The organism is Haloechinothrix alba (genome assembly GCF_900188115.1).
GTDB lineage: Bacteria > Actinomycetota > Actinomycetes > Mycobacteriales > Pseudonocardiaceae > Haloechinothrix > Haloechinothrix alba.
Genome location: NZ_FZNW01000007.1, coordinates 1 through 17,101 on the forward strand (window position 1 = coordinate 1; position 17,101 = coordinate 17,101).

General features: G+C 66.1%; 19 protein-coding genes, 1 tRNA gene and 2 pseudogenes. 15 read left to right on the forward strand and 7 right to left on the reverse strand.

Translation table 11 applies throughout. The features are described 5' to 3' along the window. Positions 1 to 98 precede the first annotated feature (98 nt). Positions 99 to 302, forward strand: a pseudogene (locus CHB84_RS07750) (IS3 family transposase); the annotation flags it as partial. Positions 303 to 331: 29 nt separating this feature from the next. Further along, a pseudogene (locus tag CHB84_RS07755) lies at positions 332 to 511 on the forward strand (IS3 family transposase); the annotation flags it as partial. 286 nt (positions 512 to 797) lie between these two features. On the opposite strand, the gene CHB84_RS23455 reads toward CHB84_RS07755, so the two are convergent. Both CHB84_RS23455 and CHB84_RS07765 read right to left on the reverse strand, forming a co-directional pair. Continuing rightward, positions 798 to 2,132, reverse strand: coding sequence for a tyrosine-type recombinase/integrase (locus tag CHB84_RS23455; protein WP_089300851.1), 1,335 nt, complete (start codon positions 2,130 to 2,132; stop codon positions 798 to 800). A 16-nt stretch (positions 2,133 to 2,148) separates the two neighbouring features. Then, positions 2,149 to 2,382, reverse strand: coding sequence for a hypothetical protein (locus CHB84_RS07765; protein ID WP_089300852.1), 234 nt, complete (start codon positions 2,380 to 2,382; stop codon positions 2,149 to 2,151). A 287-nt stretch (positions 2,383 to 2,669) separates the two neighbouring features. On the opposite strand from CHB84_RS07765, the gene CHB84_RS07770 reads away from it, so the two are divergent. The 7 genes from CHB84_RS07770 (at position 2,670) to CHB84_RS22330 (ending at position 8,795) form a co-directional block, all read left to right on the forward strand. Further along, positions 2,670 to 2,867 (forward strand): helix-turn-helix domain-containing protein, encoded by a 198-nt coding sequence (locus tag CHB84_RS07770; RefSeq protein ID WP_089300853.1) that lies wholly within the window; start codon positions 2,670 to 2,672, stop codon positions 2,865 to 2,867. 210 nt (positions 2,868 to 3,077) lie between these two features. Further along, positions 3,078 to 4,892 carry a bifunctional DNA primase/polymerase gene (locus tag CHB84_RS07775; protein ID WP_141134610.1) on the forward strand — a complete coding sequence of 605 codons (1,815 nt, stop codon included), beginning with the start codon at positions 3,078 to 3,080 and terminating at the stop codon, positions 4,890 to 4,892. A gap of 315 nt (positions 4,893 to 5,207) precedes the next feature. Then, complete coding sequence (locus tag CHB84_RS07780) at positions 5,208 to 5,717, forward strand: hypothetical protein (protein WP_089300855.1); 510 nt, start codon at positions 5,208 to 5,210, stop codon at positions 5,715 to 5,717. A 79-nt stretch (positions 5,718 to 5,796) separates the two neighbouring features. After that, a complete protein-coding gene (locus CHB84_RS24000; RefSeq protein ID WP_425432286.1) occupies positions 5,797 to 6,078 on the forward strand; it encodes an FDXHR family putative zinc-binding protein in 282 nt (93 codons plus the stop codon). 744 nt (positions 6,079 to 6,822) lie between these two features. Further along, positions 6,823 to 7,797, forward strand: coding sequence for a structural protein (locus CHB84_RS22325; RefSeq protein ID WP_141134611.1), 975 nt, complete (start codon positions 6,823 to 6,825; stop codon positions 7,795 to 7,797). A 21-nt stretch (positions 7,798 to 7,818) separates the two neighbouring features. Continuing rightward, a complete protein-coding gene (locus tag CHB84_RS07785; protein ID WP_089300856.1) occupies positions 7,819 to 8,223 on the forward strand; it encodes a hypothetical protein in 405 nt (134 codons plus the stop codon). 80 nt (positions 8,224 to 8,303) lie between these two features. Next, the gene (locus tag CHB84_RS22330) at positions 8,304 to 8,795 is read left to right on the forward strand and encodes a hypothetical protein (protein WP_141134612.1); all 492 of its coding nucleotides are present in this window, start codon (positions 8,304 to 8,306) and stop codon (positions 8,793 to 8,795) included. Positions 8,796 to 8,931: 136 nt separating this feature from the next. Here the strand turns inward: CHB84_RS22330 and CHB84_RS07795 are convergent, their stop codons facing one another. Beyond that, positions 8,932 to 9,267 carry a hypothetical protein gene (locus tag CHB84_RS07795; RefSeq protein ID WP_089300858.1) on the reverse strand — a complete coding sequence of 112 codons (336 nt, stop codon included), beginning with the start codon at positions 9,265 to 9,267 and terminating at the stop codon, positions 8,932 to 8,934. Between the two features lie 128 nt (positions 9,268 to 9,395). Here CHB84_RS07795 and CHB84_RS07800 point away from each other — a divergent pair, with 128 nt between their 5' ends. After that, positions 9,396 to 9,581, forward strand: coding sequence for a MerR family transcriptional regulator (locus CHB84_RS07800; protein WP_089300859.1), 186 nt, complete (start codon positions 9,396 to 9,398; stop codon positions 9,579 to 9,581). 1,094 nt (positions 9,582 to 10,675) lie between these two features. Here the strand turns inward: CHB84_RS07800 and CHB84_RS07805 are convergent. After that, a tRNA-Ala gene (locus CHB84_RS07805) sits at positions 10,676 to 10,748 on the reverse strand. 209 nt (positions 10,749 to 10,957) lie between these two features. Between CHB84_RS07805 and CHB84_RS07810 the strand changes: the two genes are divergently transcribed. Next, positions 10,958 to 11,800, forward strand: a complete 843-nt coding sequence (locus CHB84_RS07810; protein WP_089300860.1) for a glutamate ABC transporter substrate-binding protein — start codon at positions 10,958 to 10,960, stop codon at positions 11,798 to 11,800. Positions 11,801 to 11,807: 7 nt separating this feature from the next. On the opposite strand, the gene CHB84_RS07815 is transcribed toward CHB84_RS07810, so the two are convergent. Further along, positions 11,808 to 12,572: an ion transporter gene (locus CHB84_RS07815; RefSeq protein ID WP_089300861.1), complete on the reverse strand. Its 765-nt coding sequence runs from the start codon at positions 12,570 to 12,572 to the stop codon at positions 11,808 to 11,810. 230 nt (positions 12,573 to 12,802) lie between these two features. Between CHB84_RS07815 and CHB84_RS07820 the strand changes: the two genes are divergently transcribed. Continuing rightward, on the forward strand, positions 12,803 to 13,339 hold the full coding sequence (locus tag CHB84_RS07820; RefSeq protein WP_245818620.1) for a Rieske (2Fe-2S) protein: 537 nt from the start codon (positions 12,803 to 12,805) through the stop codon (positions 13,337 to 13,339). Between the two features lie 36 nt (positions 13,340 to 13,375). On the opposite strand, the gene CHB84_RS07825 is transcribed toward CHB84_RS07820, so the two are convergent. After that, the gene (locus tag CHB84_RS07825; protein ID WP_089300862.1) at positions 13,376 to 14,149 is read right to left on the reverse strand and encodes an SGNH/GDSL hydrolase family protein; all 774 of its coding nucleotides are present in this window, start codon (positions 14,147 to 14,149) and stop codon (positions 13,376 to 13,378) included. 127 nt (positions 14,150 to 14,276) lie between these two features. Here CHB84_RS07825 and CHB84_RS07830 point away from each other — a divergent pair, with 127 nt between their 5' ends. From CHB84_RS07830 to CHB84_RS07840, 3 genes are all read left to right on the forward strand, one after another. Next, entirely contained in the window at positions 14,277 to 14,606 is a 330-nt protein-coding gene (locus CHB84_RS07830; RefSeq protein ID WP_089300863.1) for a Scr1 family TA system antitoxin-like transcriptional regulator, read from the forward strand. Positions 14,607 to 14,775: 169 nt separating this feature from the next. After that, positions 14,776 to 15,204 (forward strand): DUF1801 domain-containing protein, encoded by a 429-nt coding sequence (locus CHB84_RS07835; protein WP_089300864.1) that lies wholly within the window; start codon positions 14,776 to 14,778, stop codon positions 15,202 to 15,204. A 12-nt stretch (positions 15,205 to 15,216) separates the two neighbouring features. Continuing rightward, entirely contained in the window at positions 15,217 to 16,581 is a 1,365-nt protein-coding gene (locus CHB84_RS07840; protein WP_089300865.1) for a pyridoxal phosphate-dependent decarboxylase family protein, read from the forward strand. A gap of 4 nt (positions 16,582 to 16,585) precedes the next feature. Here the strand turns inward: CHB84_RS07840 and CHB84_RS07845 are convergent, their stop codons facing one another. Next, the gene (locus tag CHB84_RS07845; protein WP_089300866.1) at positions 16,586 to 17,017 is read right to left on the reverse strand and encodes a CoA-binding protein; all 432 of its coding nucleotides are present in this window, start codon (positions 17,015 to 17,017) and stop codon (positions 16,586 to 16,588) included. Positions 17,018 to 17,101 lie beyond the last annotated feature (84 nt).

Here is a 17,101-nt window from a genome sequence, read left to right on the forward strand (position 1 = left end):
GAGACCACGAAGAACAAATCAGGCGACTCACAGCCCGACGAGACTGAAAACGTTAACCGGCCAAAAACCGGAAGGCGAAGCTATTAGCCGGATAAAGCTGGGACAACGCCATCGTGGAGTCGTTTTTCGGGGCACTGAAACGAGAACTCGTGCACCGACACCGCTTCGCGACCCGGGCTCAGGCACGCCAGGCCATCTTCGTCTGGATCCAAGCCTGGTACAACCGCAGACGACTGCACTCCGCCCTGGGCTATGCCAGCCCCGAGCAGTGGGAACAGCAGGAACTACTCAAGGCCGCATAACCACGTGTCCGGCCAACAGGGGAAAGGTCACCTTCTGGTCACGCATGCAGGTCGAGTTGCTCGACCGGCAACGCTGGCGCACGCGCTTGGAGCTGGCCAACGCCATCTTTGAGTACCTCGAGATTTGGCACAACCGGCAGCGGCGCCACAGCCGACTCGACATGCACACGCCGGTCGAGTACGAACGCAGAAGGCTCACCGTGGCATGAGATCCAGAAACCCGGCTCCGCCAACCCCGGGACACACCAAACACTCCGGAACAGCGGGGGAACCTCAGCGGTCCTACTCCAAGGCCTTCAATCAGGTACATGTTCTAGTAGTACCTCTAAGGTGGAGCTGACGGGATTCGAACCCGTGACCCCTTGACTGCCAGCGATCACCGACAGTCGCGTGGCCTGCCCAAACAACCCCGCTGAGCTGCGAATACTACGCTACGTTGCCCGCCATCATCCGTCACTGTCCGCCACGAACCGCCGCCGATGGCTACTCTGATGGCTACTCGGAAGCGGCACCGTACACCCCGTCCATGACGTCCCCGGCTGCCCGCACGACCGGCGCGAGCCCGTGTCGGTACACCCGTGCGGTCACCGTCGAGTTGCGGTGTCCGCTCGCATCGGCGATCGCCTCGATTGGCACGCCAGCGTGGCTGAGCGCCGAGACCGCGCTATGCCGTAATTCGTAGACGGTGAAGTCCGTCGGCAACCGCAAGCACCGGCCGTCGCAGACGTGCGCACCGCCGCATCGGTGTCGTTTCGGGCCGGGCCGTCCCGCCCGTGCCGTCAGGCACTCACAGTCGGCCCGCTCGTCCGTGTGGTGGCGTTCAGCCGCCCGGCACAGCCGTCGCAACGCCCGGCGTACGTTGCTCGGATCCAGCGGCTGACCGGCCCGCTTGGCCCCGCCCGTCTCCACGCTCGTGAACACGAGCCCGTCGTGCTCGGCAGCCTCGCTCCACTCCTCCCACTGTGGCCCGGCTGCCATCCGCTCTCGGCGCTGTGCCGCCCGCCGCCGCTTCAAGGCGTCCACGGTGATCGCGGGCAGGCTGACCGATCGGCGGGACTGCGGTGTTTTCAGCTCGCCGAGCGTGAGGCTCCCGTCCGTCTCCCGATGCAGTGCGCGCCGGAAGTGCACGACCCCGTTGTCTAAGTCCAGGTCATTCCAACAGAGTCCGGCCAGCTCGCCGGGGCGACTCGGCACCGTGAGCCCGAGCATGATCATCCCTTCCAGCCGGTCGTTGGCCGCCGCCGCGAGCAGCGCCTTGCCTTGCTCAATCGTCAGGGCTCGGCTCTCACGCCGCGTCCCGCTGGGCGTGTCGACCAAGGTCGATACGTTGCGCTGGACCCGCCCGCGCCGCTCGCCCCACCGGAGCAGCGCCGTCAGCTTGTGATGCAGTCCGGCAATGGTGCTGCGTGCGTAGCCCCGCTCGGCGAGCCCTCGCAGCCAGCCGTCTACGTCGTCAGCCGATAGCTCCATGAGCCGCCGAGCCCCGAGCGCGGGCGTGATGTGCTGCTCTATGGCCCACTTGTAGCCCTGCCGGGTGTACTCCGCCCGAGCCGTGGGAGGTAGCCCGCGCGCGAGGAAATCGCTGGCGAGCTTGCCGAGCGTGTCCCGCGCGTCGCCTTGTGGCTTCCCGTCCCGTTCGGCCTGCCGGATATCGTCCAGCGCGTCGACGACTTCCTTCTTCGTCCTGCGCTGGACCTTGCGTCTCCTGCGCTTACCGGATGCGTCCCGCCCGAGGTCGACGAATCCAACCCAGCGCCCGGATGCTTCGTCCTTGAACACCGAACCTTCACCGGCTCCGCGCCTCTTGCTCTTTCCTTGTGAGTGAGTCATTACGCTTGCTATCCCTTCACCGTCTACTGTGGTCCACGTCGAATGGCCGGTATAGCCACTCCTCGATCTCCTCCAGGGATGCTCCCCACTCGTCGGTGAACACGAGTGCTGTCGTGCTGGGGTCAACGAGCCACCATTTCCCGAAGTCGATCGCTCTCGGGTCCCGCCGTGAGGACTTGATCAATTGGTAACCCTGTCGCTGTGCTGCGCGGCGCGCGCGGTTCTCGCGAACCTTATCCGTGTATGTCATGCCTTAAAGTATGCCATACGTGATGCCAGAGAGTCCATAGGGATCCATTCATCCCTGGTCATTCTGCCAGTGTCTGACATTCATTCGCGGTCGCGTCACTGCACTTTCCCAGCTCGAATACCCCGACCGGGTGACTCACTCGCTCGCAGGTCACGGCGCATATGCAGGTCATTCCGCGGCTGTCTGACATTCATTCTGCGGCGCCCGAAAAAAGGTGATGGCGGACTGCTGAGAATTGTGCGTACGGTCGCACTCAGGAATGGACCACGGGAAGGGAATCCACCGCCATGACAGACACCACCGTAAAGCGCGAACTCGTGACCGTGCCCGAGATGGCTCACCGGCTAGGCATCGGTCGCTCACTCGGTTATGAACTGATCAACAAGGGGGAGATCGCCAGCGTCAAGATCGGCAAAAGTCGCCGCGTCCCGTGCTCCGAGATCGATCGGTACATCGCCGAGCACACGCAGCACGGAGCCGCATAACGACAAGGGGCCGGTGCCTCGTAAAGCACCGGCCCCTCGCCGTGGAAGCCGCCGAGCGTCGGTTCGGACTAGTGGACTTCCTGGAATCTGAACCGTGGGACTTGGTTGTCAGTTTCCGATCGCAGAGTAGCAGACAAGGGTGCGGGACCGCCCAATGCGGACGGTCCCGCTGTGAACCCACAAGACCAAAGATATGAAGGAAGACACCTGTTGGTCACCACCTATTCTAGCAGCGCAGAGGCCCCACCGTGGGAAGGTGACACCGCCGATGCCGAGTCGGACGCCCACGAATGTCACCTTGTTGACGCGGCGCTGAGCTACGCCCGACGCGCCTGGCGACTCCACCCGGTGGACCGCAAGGATGCACCGTGGTGGCCGGAATGGCCGCGCAAGGCCACGACCCGCACGGACATCATCCGCCGTATCTGGCGTGGCCGCCGTCCGCCGTACATCGGCATCGCCACCGGCCACCGGTCCGGCTTGGTCGTGGTCGACGTGGATCCGCAGCACGGCGGCACCGTCGACCACCTGCCGCCGACGCTAACCGCCGCCAGCCCTTCCGGTGGGTGGCACTTCTACTATGCCCACCCCGGACCCGATCACTACATCGCCAGCCTGACCAGCGATCAGGTTCGTACCGGCGTCGACATCCGTGCCGACGGCGGGTACGTCATGGCTCCGCCCGCCCCTGGCAGGTTCTTCCTCGACGTCAACGAGGAACCGGCCCCGTGTCCTCACTGGGTCCTCGCACTCGCCGAGCGTCCCGGTCCCGGCCACCGCAGCGGCAAGGGCACCTCCGGGGGTTCACGTCAGCGGGGCGGCACCGGAGCACACGCGGGCTACTCAGCCACCGGCACGACCGACTACGGGGCACAGGCCCTCGCCGCCGAGCTGGACCGGCTGAGCCGCGCCGAGGTCGGCACGCGCAACGAGCAACTGAACCGCTCGGCGTACCGCATCGGGCAGCTTGTCGCAGCCGGACACATAGCCCGCGCCGATGCTGAACACCAACTCACTGACACCGCGAGGGGTATCGGCCTCACCGACACCGAGATCAAGAAAACCATCCGAAGCGGCCTGGAGGCCGGTATGCGAAACCCTAGGGATGAACCGAACGACGGGAAGTCACAAGGCGATCAGAGTGAGGCTGAGCCGCTGGAACTCGACGACTTCCTCGCCGAAGGGCTGCCGGATTACGACTGGACCGTGCCAGGGCTGCTGGAACGAGCCGACCGGCTCATCGTGACCGGCACGGAGGGATGCGGCAAGTCCACGTTGCTCCGACAGATCGCCGTCCAGTGTGCCAGTGGGATTCACCCGTTCAGCGATCAACGGTACGAGCCCCTCCGGGTGTTGATCGTGGACCTGGAGAACTCCCGTCGCCAGGTCCACCGGGCGGTGGCACCGCTCCGGAAGTCCGCCGGAAGCGACTACGGCGGAGGGATGCTCCTGCACGTCCGCCCGCAAGGCCTGGACGTGCTCACCGGCACCGATGCGACCTGGCTCGGTGATGCCGTCGACCGGGCCAAGCCGGATGTGATCATCACGGGGCCGATCTACAAGCTCGCGGGCGGTGATCCCCTCGACGAACGCACCGCCCGCGCGGCTACGGCGGTACTCGACGACCTCCGTGTGCGCTACGAGTGCGCCGTGATCCTGGAGGCGCATACCCCGTACGCGGGCAACGGGTTCAAGCGAGCCGAACGTCCCTACGGCGCGAGCCTGTGGAGCCGGTGGCCCGAGTTCGGGATCTACCTGGACGGGCAGACGGGACACCTCCGTCACTGGCGTGGCCCCCGGGATGAACGCGCGTGGCCCTTCGTACTCAAGTACGGCACCACCTGGCCGTGGGAGGTCGAATCCCGGTCGCAGGAAGCCGTCTGGGCGCAGATCGTCGAGATTGTCCAGGCCGAGGGGGAGCGGCTCACCCACCGCGCGCTCGCCGAGCGGATCGGCGTGTCCAAGTCGACGGTGAGCCGCGTCATTAAGGATCACCGTACGGAGTGGGAGGAGCTAGCGACATGACGACGTTTTCGCAGGTCACGGACTGTCCCACGCCCTTTTCCGCTCTATGGCAAGGGTTTTGCCCTCTGTCCCGCTGTCCCGTGGATTTGTCCCACCCCTGTTTTCGCAGGTCAGAACGGGTACGACACAGGGTGGGACAAACTTTCTGTCCCACATCGCCGTTTTCGCAGGTCACAGCGTTGTCCCACTGTCCCATATATATGTGTGCCTGCCGTGGGACAGGCGGCAGCAACAACATATGCGGCACGGCGCGCGGACCGCCCGGCGCGACCGTCACACACCGCCCGAGCAACCCCTGACGAACGGAGCCCCGACATGCAGTTCCCGACCGACGCCGCCGAGCTGGACCGGCTCATCCGTGAGCATCCCGAACGGCTCGCCGAGCTGGCGGAGTACACCCCGAGCTGGCTCGGTGACCAACTCCGGTCAGCGGCGCGTGACAGCCACCGTGCCGCGAGCCACCTCCCCGGCGAGCACGTCCACGCCGAGCCGCCCCGGTGGCTCCGGCTGGCAGCACTGGCCGCGCTGCTCACCTTCGCCGAGGGCACGGCCACCACGTGCCGGTGCCGCCCCCGCATCGACCGGCCTCAGCCGATCATCGCCGCCGCGTGGATGCCGGGCACGGTGGCGTGCCGCCGACACGCGATCGAGGTGCTGACCGAGGGTGTCCCCGATGACGCTGACACCCGCTGTGACGCCTGCGGTGTGGTACCTCCCGGTGGCTTACACACCGGTCAGGTCGTGCTCGGCCCGATGATCTTGTTCTACGCGGCGTGCGCGGAATGTCGCACTTGGACCGATTCGGAACGCGAGGGCACCCGATGACACTCGCATATCTCGCCCTGGTGCTCGCCGGGCTCGCGGTGATGCTCCACGTGTTCATCGACGAGTGGAGGGACCGACGGTGACTCAACAGATCAACAGTTGCCGATGCGGTACCACCTGGACGGGACTGGCCCGAGCCCATTGCGGCGCCTGCCACCGGACATTCAATACGGCCGGACTGTTCGACGCACATCGGCGGGACGGTGCCTGCCGGGATCCCGCGTCGGTGTGGCACGGCGGGGGCTACCTCCGGCAGGTCGACGGGATCTGGAGCGGTCCCGCCATGCCCGAGCGCGCGCAAGCCGCCAAGCGCGGCCGAGTCACGGAAGCTGTGGCCGCGCACGCGCCCGAGCCGGAGTGATGGGCCCGCCCCCGTGATGACCGGCCACAGATCCCCACGGCAACGCACAATGGACACGAGGAGGCTAGTCGAATGGCACCACGTACCAAGATGATCACCATGCGGGAATGGCTGCGCGACCGGCTCGCGGACGGAGCCGTGCCGGCAATCGAGATATTCAATGACGGAGCTGAACACGGTTACCCCGTGAGGACATTGCGGAAGGTAAAAAAAGAACTCGGAGTTGAGGTGTTCCGGGCAGGCAATCACTGGTACTGGGAATTGCCGCCACCGCCCGAACCGAAATATCCAACAACCCAAGAGTGGTGTAGGTACTGCGGAACCTTCTACCGAAGGGCACAGCCGAAACTTCACTTAGGGGAACGCACCGAAGGTCCGTGTCCTGAACATGAGCAGGAAGTCCGCGAACTCAACGAGGCAGCGCAACGCAGGAAACGGAAGGCAATCGAGGACCACCGGAAGCGCGTCCGCGAATGGGAGGAACAACAGACGGCTGCACTCAACCATGCGGACGCAGCACGACAAGAGTCCGAAGCGGAGAAACGGGATCGCCGAATGCGACAACTCGGACTAGACAACCCCGTTCCAGAAGCTAGAACAGTAGCCGGAGCCCCAAGTAGATTCCCGTGGGAGGACTAAAATGGAGAGTTTATATTGCAGATCCGGAAGACATTGGGCCTGCGAGTCGGACGAATGTACATGTCCGTGTCACCGAACGGTGCCGGATAGGGAGGGGAGAGCAGCGTGACGTCACCAGAAGTTCAAGAGCAGGAAGACATCGTGGCGGAAGCCTTCGCAGCCGTGGCCGGAGGATTGGCGGCAGAGGAAGTCGCCGAAAGCCTGGCGGCAGCACTGGCGATCGATGTGCGAATCGCGTTAATGCTATTGCGACTACTGACGTCGAATAACTACGTCGAGGCATTGCTACCGGATGACACGCAACCCGGTAGCACCCTGGCCGGTGCGCGAGCCCAGCAAGGCGAAGCGAGACGGCAATATCTCCGGGATGCTGTCGAGCGCGCGCGCTCGGCACCCACCCGTGAGGAATGGTCACAGAATGAGCAGCAGAGATACGCGAAACACGTTGTCGCGCAGGAACGTCGCCGTGACGCGGCACGACAAGCCGAACGGGTGGCGCGCGAGAGCAGAAACAACCTCGTAGAATGGAGAAGTCACCGGGACAGCGCGACATGTAAGTCATGCTGGGACTTACATGGTCGACGGCTCAGCCTGAACGACCCCGGAAGCTGGCCGATAGGAAAACAAGGCTACGGCGTGCTTCCGGGAGCTAATCACCCACAGTGCAGATGTTCAGCACATCCAATACGGGATATAGCCGAGCTGGCGATCAAAGGTACGGGAACCGGCAACGAGAAAGACGCGCGGCCGAAATCCGGTGGTAAGAAATCGGCCTCGCGAGAACGCTTCCTGAAACAAGTGCGGCTAACGGCCGACGCACTACTATACGAATCGCGCGGAGATTGGGAGAAGTTCGTTAACGAGGTCGCACTCGATGAGCCGACGAAGCGAAAGCTGCTCAAAGCGCCGACCGAGGATCGTTGGGAGATCGCACGCCGAATCAAGGAAATATTCAGAGAGGAGGGATACGAGCTGTCGAATAGCGAAGTCGATACGGAAAAGGGCAACGGTAGTCCGGAGACACCCGCAACGGATGATTGGCAGGCTACGCACCAGGCGTGGCGGAATAGTTTGGAGTGAGACATGCCAGCAATTCAGGAAGTGATCGCGCACGGACCAGAAACACACGAAGTCGCCGAGCAGATCACCGGCGGACAGCTCGTGGTGCCGAATGCCGAGAAGATCAGCCCGACAAGTGGCCCGACAGCAGATGTGCTCGGCGTGGCGATCACGGACGGAGACGTGGAAGGTAGTCAATCGACGGACGGGCTTGTCGTCACAGCGGCGATCAACCCCGCGCACATCGCCGTGGGATTCCGGGGAGTGTTTCCGCTGACCTTCGCAACGGCGGCAGCGTTTGGGCAACGGCTGGTCCCGGCGGATCTCGGACAGGTTCAGCCGTACGACTCCGGAGTCCACTCGGACGATCAGATTATTGGAATCTGCGTGGAAACAACCGGTGCGACAGCCGGGAACCGTGCCAAAGTCCGGCTGACGCTGGGCTGAAAAGGAAGGGATGAAGTATGTCAGTACATTGGGTGAATACAGAAAAGGAACGCGCCGAACAACAGAGGAGGAAAGCTCCCGTGGATAAAAACAACCTGAACATCCGAGCAACGATGTACGCGAATAAAGGTTGGGATCGGGACGACGCTTACGAGCAGGCCCGAAAAGACCTAGAGGAACGCGGTAAGAACCCGATAGACAGGGCACGCGCGGAAGCTAAAAAGGTGTTTGGCGATAACGCCACGGACGCAGACGCATATGCGATTGGCAGTTTGAATGGAACGCTAAGCAACAATGACGCACAAGCCATGGGCGTCCACGTGCCGACCGGACAAGAGTTGCAACGGGAACGCGACGAGAAAAAGACACTGCAGAAGTTGACGGAGGAAGAGTTCGTTCGGATCAACATGGACCGGAGGGCAATGGGAGTAGAACCGCTGGACGCGAAGAATCCCGAACATTGGTGGGTCCTCCGGGATCCCGAAGCGGAACGCCAAGACGTGACCACGGACTCGAATGGGCAACAGGTAAACCAGGATGGTGTGATGATCAATCATTCCAGCAGCGGGTGACCATTGTGGACCCGACCGCCTGCCGGTAGGCTCAGTAGTGGGTAACCACCCTAGGGTGTTGTCATTGGCCACCGGCATATCCTGCTTCCGGCTGCCCTGCATAGTGAGCCCCGACCTTACGAGGTCGGGGCTCACTTTATAGATACAGCCGGAGCAGCGGCCCGAAGCGTGACCGCATGACTTCCTGCGCGCTGACCAACGACCTGGAGCCGTCCCGAACGACCTCGCGGAGGAGATCGGGACTGGAGCGCTGGAGCGCAGAGAGCACGGCTTGCCGCCAGGCGTCCAGGCCGTCGGCGGCGTGGTCACACAGCGGGCACCTATCGACCGGCTCGGCGGTGTGGTCGGGGGAGACCTCGATGCGGCAGGCGGTGACGATCTTGCCCGCGTCCAGCTCGTAGAGGACATGGTGCTCGGTGCCGCGCGTGATCACGGTGTGGTGTTGGTCGCGTGCGTCGGCTTCGGCCGTCATGGTCGCCACCCCGGTGCGTCTCGGAAACGGACACTCAGGCCTGCAAGGCCCGAGAGGCCTATAAGGCAAGTACAGCCTAACGGGCCTGTGAGCTGGATACCAGAGAAGCCAGGCAGGACAGTGGGGCCATGCAGGAAGATCGCCGGGGACGCTTGCACAGCACGGGTGAGGTCGCCCGTGAGCTGGGCGTGAGCACGCGCGCGCTCTCGCGCTGGGCGAAGGAAGGCTCACTGACCCCGGCGCTGGTCACCCCTGGTGGCCGGTATAAATGGGATCTTGAAGACGTACGACGTCAACTACGCGATATGCGCTAATCGGGCCATTTACCCCTATACGGGGGTGTTCTCTGCGAGTGGGGTCAGCGCCCAAGTTGATCTCTCGAAATTCTGAAGATGATCACCACTGAGCAGCCACCTGCCAGGCGTCCACCAGCTCGGCGTACGACACGTTCGGCGCGGTCCAGGTGGAGCGCTCAGCGCTGCGTGTGAGGCTCGTTGGACCTTCGGCAGGGGTTCCACACGCTCGGCAGCGTGAGCAGCGTGACTCGACGACGAATGCATTCGACTCGACGTGATCATCATGTCGATGACGTGCACAAGAGCGTGATGATCTCGACTTCACGTGATCATGTCAGTGTCGAGAACTCGACATGTTTCGTGTCAACTCTGACGTTGCAACGATAGCGACATGCGCGCGCATGTGCGTGTACGCGCTCGCTCGCACGCACGCGAGGCTTCCAAGCGAGCACGAAGGTCATACACGCGCGCCGCCGCGCGCGCCCGCCCCCGCCCGTGGGCAAGTACTTCCTGTTGTACGAAGCGGTCACCCGTTCGTTATCGCAGGTCAGCGGGCCAACGAGCCGCCCTCACCGGCCAGGTGTAGCCCGAGCGGTAGCCACGTCACGTCCTCCGGGACCGGCGAGGCACCACGAGCGCCGAGCGCTGCCGCCGCCGTTGGTAGTCCCGCTCGGCGGGCCCGGCCAGGCGGGCCGCAAGCTCGCGCACCGGCTCATGCCAGAAGCAGTACGCCGAGTCCGGTGGAGTCCGTCGGCGGCAGCGCTGACCGGAAGACTCGGCGACCCCGTGGCACTGTTGGCCCATACCCCAGCCTAGCCCGGACCCTCGCACACGTGGGACGGCACACAACGGGTAGATGTGCTGCCGCCGTAACGCTTGTTATGCCATCTCCACATACCGCCGGTATCCCGACTTCACCCGCTGCCGCCCAACAACCCGTTAGGCTGCCTAACGACCTATCCCACCTGCCAACCGCCCCCACTGCCAGACCCTCACCGGCTGGCCTGCCACGCGGCTACGTAACAACCGTTTGGCTACACCTTTGGCTACTCGCACAGTAAAAGGACCCCTCCGAGTGATCTCGGAAGGGTCCTTTTCCCTGGTCAGCGGGGTGGAGCTGACGGGATTCGAACCCGTGACCCCTTGACTGCCAGTCAAGTGCGCTACCAACTGCGCCACAGCCCCAAGCCGTGCACTTCGTCGTGCCGGGTACATACGCTACATGATGGGTCGCGCCCCATTGAAGCCGCCCCCCACATGCGGTAGCGAGGTCGTGTGCGGGGCAGGCGAGCGGTCGACGTGCCTTATATGCTGACGCCCCGGGTGGGAACCAGAGTTGGGGGCTGGAGTCCATGTGAAGCGGGCGATGGACGTGTGCGGCCGAGGAGGCATTTATGGGGCTCGCCCGGTTGCTGCTCGCGGTGACAGTCGCGGTCGGCGCTGCAGGTGTGACGACCGGGTGCGGCGACGTCTCTGCGGGTTCCGGGGCGTCCCTGGTGGAACGGGTCGAGGACAACGGCGCCATCACCATCGGTATCCGCTCCGACCAGCCGGGGTTGTCCCGGTACACGGTCGATGGCCGCTACACGGGCTTCGACATCGACCTGGCCACGTTCGTGGCCGGCGAGCTCGGCGTTGCCCCCGAGGACATCCGATGGCAGGACGTACCGGCCGCCGAACGGGAGTCGGCGCTGGTCGAGGGCGAGGTCGACATCGTCGTCGGGACGTACTCGATCACCGAGGAACGCCGGCGGAAGGTGGACTTCGCCGGTCCGTACTTCGAGACGGGCCAGGACCTGCTCGTACGGGCGGACGACACCGAGATCACCGGCCCGGAGTCGCTGGACGGCAACGCCCTGTGCTCGGTGACCGGGTCGACCCCCGCGGAGCACGTGCAGCAGGATTTCGCCGACGACGTCGAGCTGGTGGAGTACCCCCGCTACCAGGAATGCGTCACGGCGCTGCTCGCCGGCCACGTGGATGCCGTCACCACCGACGCGGTGATCCTGGCCGGGTACGCCGCCCAGCACCCGGAGCTGCTGAAGGTGGTGGGGGAGCGGTTCTCGACGGAGCGCTACGGGATCGGGCTCGCGAAGGGTGACCCCGAGGGCAGGCGCGCGCTGAACGACGCGATCGAGGAGATGATCGACAGCGGCGAGTGGCGGGACTCCCTGGAGAGCAACATCGGCGCGTCCGAGTACGAGATACCGCCTCCGCCCGAGGTCGAACGCGGGTGACGGGCACCTACCGGCGATACGCGCTGTCCGGGCTCACCCGCTGGGGGTAGCCGTCGCCGGACGGGTCCGGTGCCGCGTCCGCCTCGAGGTCCTCCTCGTGCAGGCCCTCCTGGACGGCCATCCGGATCTGTTCCCGGTTCTCCCGCACGACGTGCGCGAAGAACTCGTCGGTGCGCGGGTCGACGAGCACCTCGAGCGTCACGCGCAGCGCCGTGTCGACCACGGACTCCACGATCTCGTCGTGGAACGGTACGCGCTTGAACCGCCCGGCCTGGGGGTCGTTGCGCACCTTCTCGGTGACGATCGCGCGCAGCTGGTCACTGTTCTCGTTCAGCGAGCGCGCCAGGTTGTGCGGGTAGTTGCCCGTTTCGAGCACTTTGACGACCTCGTCGAGTACCGCGACCGTGATGGGCTTCTTGATGGCCAGCACGATCGGTCGTGACAGGCGCTCCACCAGCCGGTAGACGAACCGCTCCCCGAAGGCTCTGTCGGCCGCGCGGACCAGGCGGATGATCATCACGACGAGCCGGAGCAGCCGGAAGCCGCGCAGGGCGGGGTGGGCCACCGGGATCATGCCCAGGATCTCGTACCAGTTGCGCAACGGGAACTTCCGCGTCCAGCCGTTGGCTCGCCAGCGGTAGAGGAACTCGATCACGAAGATCCCGCAGATGGAGGTGTCGGTGATCAGCACCCACCGGGCGTCGATGTCGACCCGGTCGAAGAACATCGCGTAGACCAGCAGCCCTACCGAGAAGACCGCCAGCAGCAGCATCCCGACATCAATGGGGCTGACCCGCGACTTGCGGAGGACCCCGTGGGGGTTCGATGCGGAGTGTGGCACTGTGTCGCTCCAGGTGGCTGCTGCGCTGATCCGGAACCTTACCGCGCACATCGCGGGCGCCTTACGGGCGTCTCACGGCATCATGGACAGGATCGCGAAAGGCCCGAGCCGCGCCGGGTGTCGGGAACCCGACGTGGGAGACGAAACGGAGGTTCGAGGACATGGACGACACACATGAAGTCTCGACCGGTGAACCGTCCGACGGTGCGACCGCGTCCGAGCGGCCGGGCTCGGTGATGCCGCGGCGGGCGGCGATGGCCGGAGTCGGTGCCATCGCGGTGTCCGGCCTCGCGCTGGCCGGGTGCCAGGTGGAGGACGGCGGCAACGGCGGCGGCGGCGGTGGCAACGGCGACGGTGACGGCGGCGACGGTGACGGCGGCAACGGTGACGGCGGCAACGGTGACGGCAGCGGCGAGAGCATCGCGAACACCGACGAGATCCCCGTCGGCGGGGGCGTGGTGTTCGATGACGAGGGCGTGGTCATCACCCAGCCGACAGAGGGCGAGTTCAAAGGCTTCTCCGCGACGTGCACGCACCAGGGCTGCACCGTCGCCGGCGTCGCCGACGGGACGATCAACTGCTCCTGCCACGGCAGCAAGTTCTCTATCGAGGACGCCAGCGTCGTCAACGGCCCCGCGGAACGCCCGCTCGACGAGCGCGCGCTGTCGGTGAACGGCAACTCGCTGACCCTCGGGTAAGGCTGCCGCCCCGGCGTGCTGGCTCAGCGCGCCGGCTCAGCGTGCCGGGGCCAGATCCGGCCGCTTGGGCGCGCGCCCGTCGCCGGAGGAGCGGCCCCGCACGCGGCGGCCGATCCACGGGCCGAGGAAGCTCGCCAGCCACCACAGCTCGGTCTTGGTGAAGTTCAGGGAGCCGGACGAGGGCAGCGGCGGTAGCGGCTCGCGCCAGTCGGCACTGCTTCCGGGCAGGCCGAGCGCGTAGGCCATGCCCGCGGCGATGCGCTCGTGCCCGAGGGGGCTGGCGTGCAGCCGGTCCGGGCTCCAGATCCGCGGGTCGGTGGTGACGGGGTGGTGGAACGTCTCGAGGATCGCCACGCCATGACGGACGGCGGCCTCGTGTATCCGCGCGTTGAGCGACACGACGCGATGGGTCAGCGGTTTCGCGATCGGCACCAGCTTCGCGACGTCGGGGAACGTCAGCGTGGCGACCGTGGCGCCTGCCCCGGTGAGCGCGGCGAACATGTGTTCCAGTTCGCCTGCCACGGCGTCGGCGTCGAATCCCGGACGCAGCAGGTCGTTCATCCCCGCGACCACCGTGGCCAGGTCGGGTTCGAGCGCGAGTGCCGCATCGAGCTGCTCGGCGCGCACCTGGTGGGCGAGGCGGCCCCGGACGGCGAGGTTGGCGTACTGCAGCTCGGGGTTGAGCTCGGCGAGCTGGCCTGCGAGCCGGTCGGCCCAGCCGCGCAGGCCGCTCTCGTCGTCACCGTCCCACAAGCCTTCGGTCTGGCTGTCTCCGAGTGCTACGTAACGACCGTAGGTACCGCTACTCATGTCGTTCTTTATAGCGGATCCGCATGCGCGGGTCGTAGAAGGTCCACGGTTACCCCGCGGAGTCGTCGCTCTCGCGCTCCTGCCCGGCGCGATGCGCTGCCGGTGCGGCACTCAGCCGAGCGATGCAGTGCGCCTGACCCTCGCCGTCGGTCACCACGTCCAGGTCGCTGCCGCCCTGCGGTTCTGGTGCGTGTTCGGGGAGGCCGCGCTGCGCAGCGACATCGGCGGCCTGCGGGTCATGTGCGAGCAACTCGCGCATCTGATCCACGTGAACCGGTCGATGGAGAACGTGGTGATGCATGTACTGCCGCTGGCCTCGGGGCCGCACGCATTCACGTCCATGACAGCCACGTTGTACGGGTTCCCACCTCCGGCGACGAGCGTGCTTGTGATCGGGAGCGATGCCGGGAACTTCACCGACCCGGACGGGTTCGTATGGGAGGCCGCATCGCGCTGAGCCGGGCGACACGCCGGTGCCGTCATCCCACCGCGCCATGCCAGGACGACATGGGACTCGACCGCCGAGACAACGGCCTTCCGCATGAAGTGCGGGCTACAATGCTCGCGTCGGCACGCTCGTGAAGCTTCTCGCCAACTGTCACGGAACTCATTCAGGACGTAATCCCATGACCGATCACAAGAAGGACGACGCGACACCGAAGCTGCTCTCGGGCGGCAACCCGCAGATCCCCAAGGGCGATGGAGACGGCCCGGTGCAGGACTACATCGCTGCCATGCCCGGCTGGAAACGAGACGTCGGGCGACGCCTCGATGACCTCGTCGTGCGCACGGTCCCCGGTGTGCGTAAGGCCGTGAAATGGAATCAACCGTTCTACGGTACCGAGGGCGATGGCTGGTTCCTGTCGTTCCGCTGCTACACACGCTACGTGCAGCTGCAGTTCTTCAGAGGGACATCGCTCGATCCCGTGCCGCCGAAGGCGTCCAAGCACGACGAGGTGCGCTACCTCGACATCCACGAAGACGATGGCCTGGACGAGGACCGACTCCGAACGTGGATCGAGCAGGCCAGCAATCTGCCGGGCGAGAAGATGTGACGTCGCCCCGCCATGACTGAATTGCGGGACCTGCTGGCACGCACGACCGAACACGCGCTCACCTACCTCGATGGCGCGAGTGACCGGCCGGTGAGGCGCCAGGTATCGGCCGGTGAGCTGGTCGCCGCGCTCGGTGGCCCGGTACCCGAACGACCCAGCGACCCCGCCGAGGTCGTCGACGAGCTGGCCCGCGCCGTGGACCCCGGCCTGGTGGTGACCAACGCCGGACGCTACTTCGGGTTCGTGGAAGGTGGCGTCGTGCCCGCCTCGCTCGCGGCCGACTGGCTCACTTCGGTCTGGGACCAGAACCCGGCGTTCTCGGCACTCTCGCCTGCCGCGACCGCCGCCGAGGAGGTCTGCCGCGGCTGGCTGTGCGAGCTGCTCAGCCTGCCCGGGACCGCGTCGGCCGGGTTCACCAGCGGCGCGCAGCTGGCCAACCTGACCGGACTGGCCGCGGGGCGGCATCACGTACTGCGCGCCGCCGGGTGGGACGTCGAGGCGGACGGCCTGTTCGGCGCGCCTGCCGTGACGGTGCTTGCCGGACAGGAACGGCACGCCACGGTGGACCGGGCGCTGCGCTTCCTCGGGTTCGGCACGCGAAGCATCACCCCGGTCCCCGTCGACGACCAGGGACGCATGCGCCCCGACGAGCTCGAGCGCGCCCTCGGCCGCGGTCCGGCGATCGTGTGCGCGCAGGCGGGCAACGTGAACACCGGCGCGGCCGACCCGCTGCGCCGTATCGGCGAGCTCACCCGCGCGCACGACACGTGGCTGCACGTGGACGGTGCGTTCGGGCTGTGGGCAGCGGCCGTGCCGGAGCTCGCCCACCTGACCGACGGCGCGGAGCTCGCCGACTCTTGGGCCGTGGACGGGCACAAGTGGCTCAACGTGCCCTACGACTGCGGAATCGTCCTCTGCGCGCATCCGGACAGCCACCGTGCCGCGATGGGCCTGTCAGCCGCGTACCTGGCCCGCGGCGGTGGCCGGGACGGCAGCGACTGGTCCCCGGAGAGCTCGCGGCGGGCGCGGGTGTTCGCGGTATGGGCCGCGCTGCGTTCCCTTGGACGCTCCGGTGTCGCCGAGATGGTGCGTACGTGCTGCGCGCACGCGCGCCGCTGCGCCGAGCTGCTGGCGAGCTACGAGGGCATCACCGTGCTCAACGATGTCGTGCTCAACCAGGTCCTGATCCGGGTCGGTGACGACGACGCGCGCACCAGGGCCGTCGCCGAGGCGGTGCAGGTCGAGGGGGCCACGTGGCTGGGCACGACGACCTGGCGAGGCAGCACGGCGATCCGTATCAGCGTCTCCGACCACGCGACCACGCACGAACACATCGACGAGGCCGTGCGCGCGGTGCTCCGCGCGGCACGCGGGTGAGCCGTCAGCCGGCTGCCCGGTGCCGCGGCCACTCGATGGCGGGGCACCGGTCCATCACCATCGACAACCCCGCCTCCGTGGTGCGCCGGAACGCGGCCTCGTCGACCACCCCCAGCTGGAACCACACCGCACGCGCGCCGATGCGGACGGCCTCGTCGGCGAACGCGCCCGCCGCCGCGGAGTTGCGGAAGACATCGACGCAGTCCACCGGGAACGGGATGTCCGCCAGGCTCGCGTAACCCCGCTCGCCGTGCACGCTCGCCGCGCTCGGGTGCACGGGGACGACGTGCTTGCCGTGCCGCAGCAGGAAACTCGCGACGCCGTAGGCGGGCCGGTCGGGGTTGTCGCCCAGCCCGACGATGGCCCAGGTGTGGCATTCGGTCAGTACCGACCGGATCGTGTCCGGATCGGCCCAAGGGGTCGTGTCGTCCCGCACAGCCCGACCCTGACATGCGGGCCGGTTGTGTGGCACCCCGGGGGGTGCTAACGTCGCAATCCAGATACTATCGGTATGTGAACT

Bases quoted from the DNA above. Each gene is read 5' to 3' on its own strand.
- CHB84_RS23455 (WP_089300851.1), bottom strand. From the start codon at position 2,132: ATGACTCACTCACAAGGAAAGAGCAAGAGGCGCGGAGCCGGTGAAGGT.
- CHB84_RS07835 (WP_089300864.1), top strand. From the start codon at position 14,776: ATGACCGATCACAAGAAGGACGACGCGACACCGAAGCTGCTCTCGGGC.
- CHB84_RS07795 (WP_089300858.1), bottom strand. From the start codon at position 9,267: ATGACGGCCGAAGCCGACGCACGCGACCAACACCACACCGTGATCACG.
- CHB84_RS07800 (WP_089300859.1), top strand. From the start codon at position 9,396: ATGCAGGAAGATCGCCGGGGACGCTTGCACAGCACGGGTGAGGTCGCC.
- CHB84_RS07765 (WP_089300852.1), bottom strand. From the start codon at position 2,382: ATGACATACACGGATAAGGTTCGCGAGAACCGCGCGCGCCGCGCAGCA.
- CHB84_RS07810 (WP_089300860.1), top strand. From the start codon at position 10,958: ATGGGGCTCGCCCGGTTGCTGCTCGCGGTGACAGTCGCGGTCGGCGCT.
- CHB84_RS07815 (WP_089300861.1), bottom strand. From the start codon at position 12,572: ATGCTGCTGCTGGCGGTCTTCTCGGTAGGGCTGCTGGTCTACGCGATG.
- CHB84_RS07770 (WP_089300853.1), top strand. From the start codon at position 2,670: ATGACAGACACCACCGTAAAGCGCGAACTCGTGACCGTGCCCGAGATG.
- CHB84_RS07825 (WP_089300862.1), bottom strand. From the start codon at position 14,149: ATGAGTAGCGGTACCTACGGTCGTTACGTAGCACTCGGAGACAGCCAG.
- CHB84_RS07820 (WP_245818620.1), top strand. From the start codon at position 12,803: ATGGACGACACACATGAAGTCTCGACCGGTGAACCGTCCGACGGTGCG.
- CHB84_RS07840 (WP_089300865.1), top strand. From the start codon at position 15,217: ATGACTGAATTGCGGGACCTGCTGGCACGCACGACCGAACACGCGCTC.
- CHB84_RS07780 (WP_089300855.1), top strand. From the start codon at position 5,208: ATGCAGTTCCCGACCGACGCCGCCGAGCTGGACCGGCTCATCCGTGAG.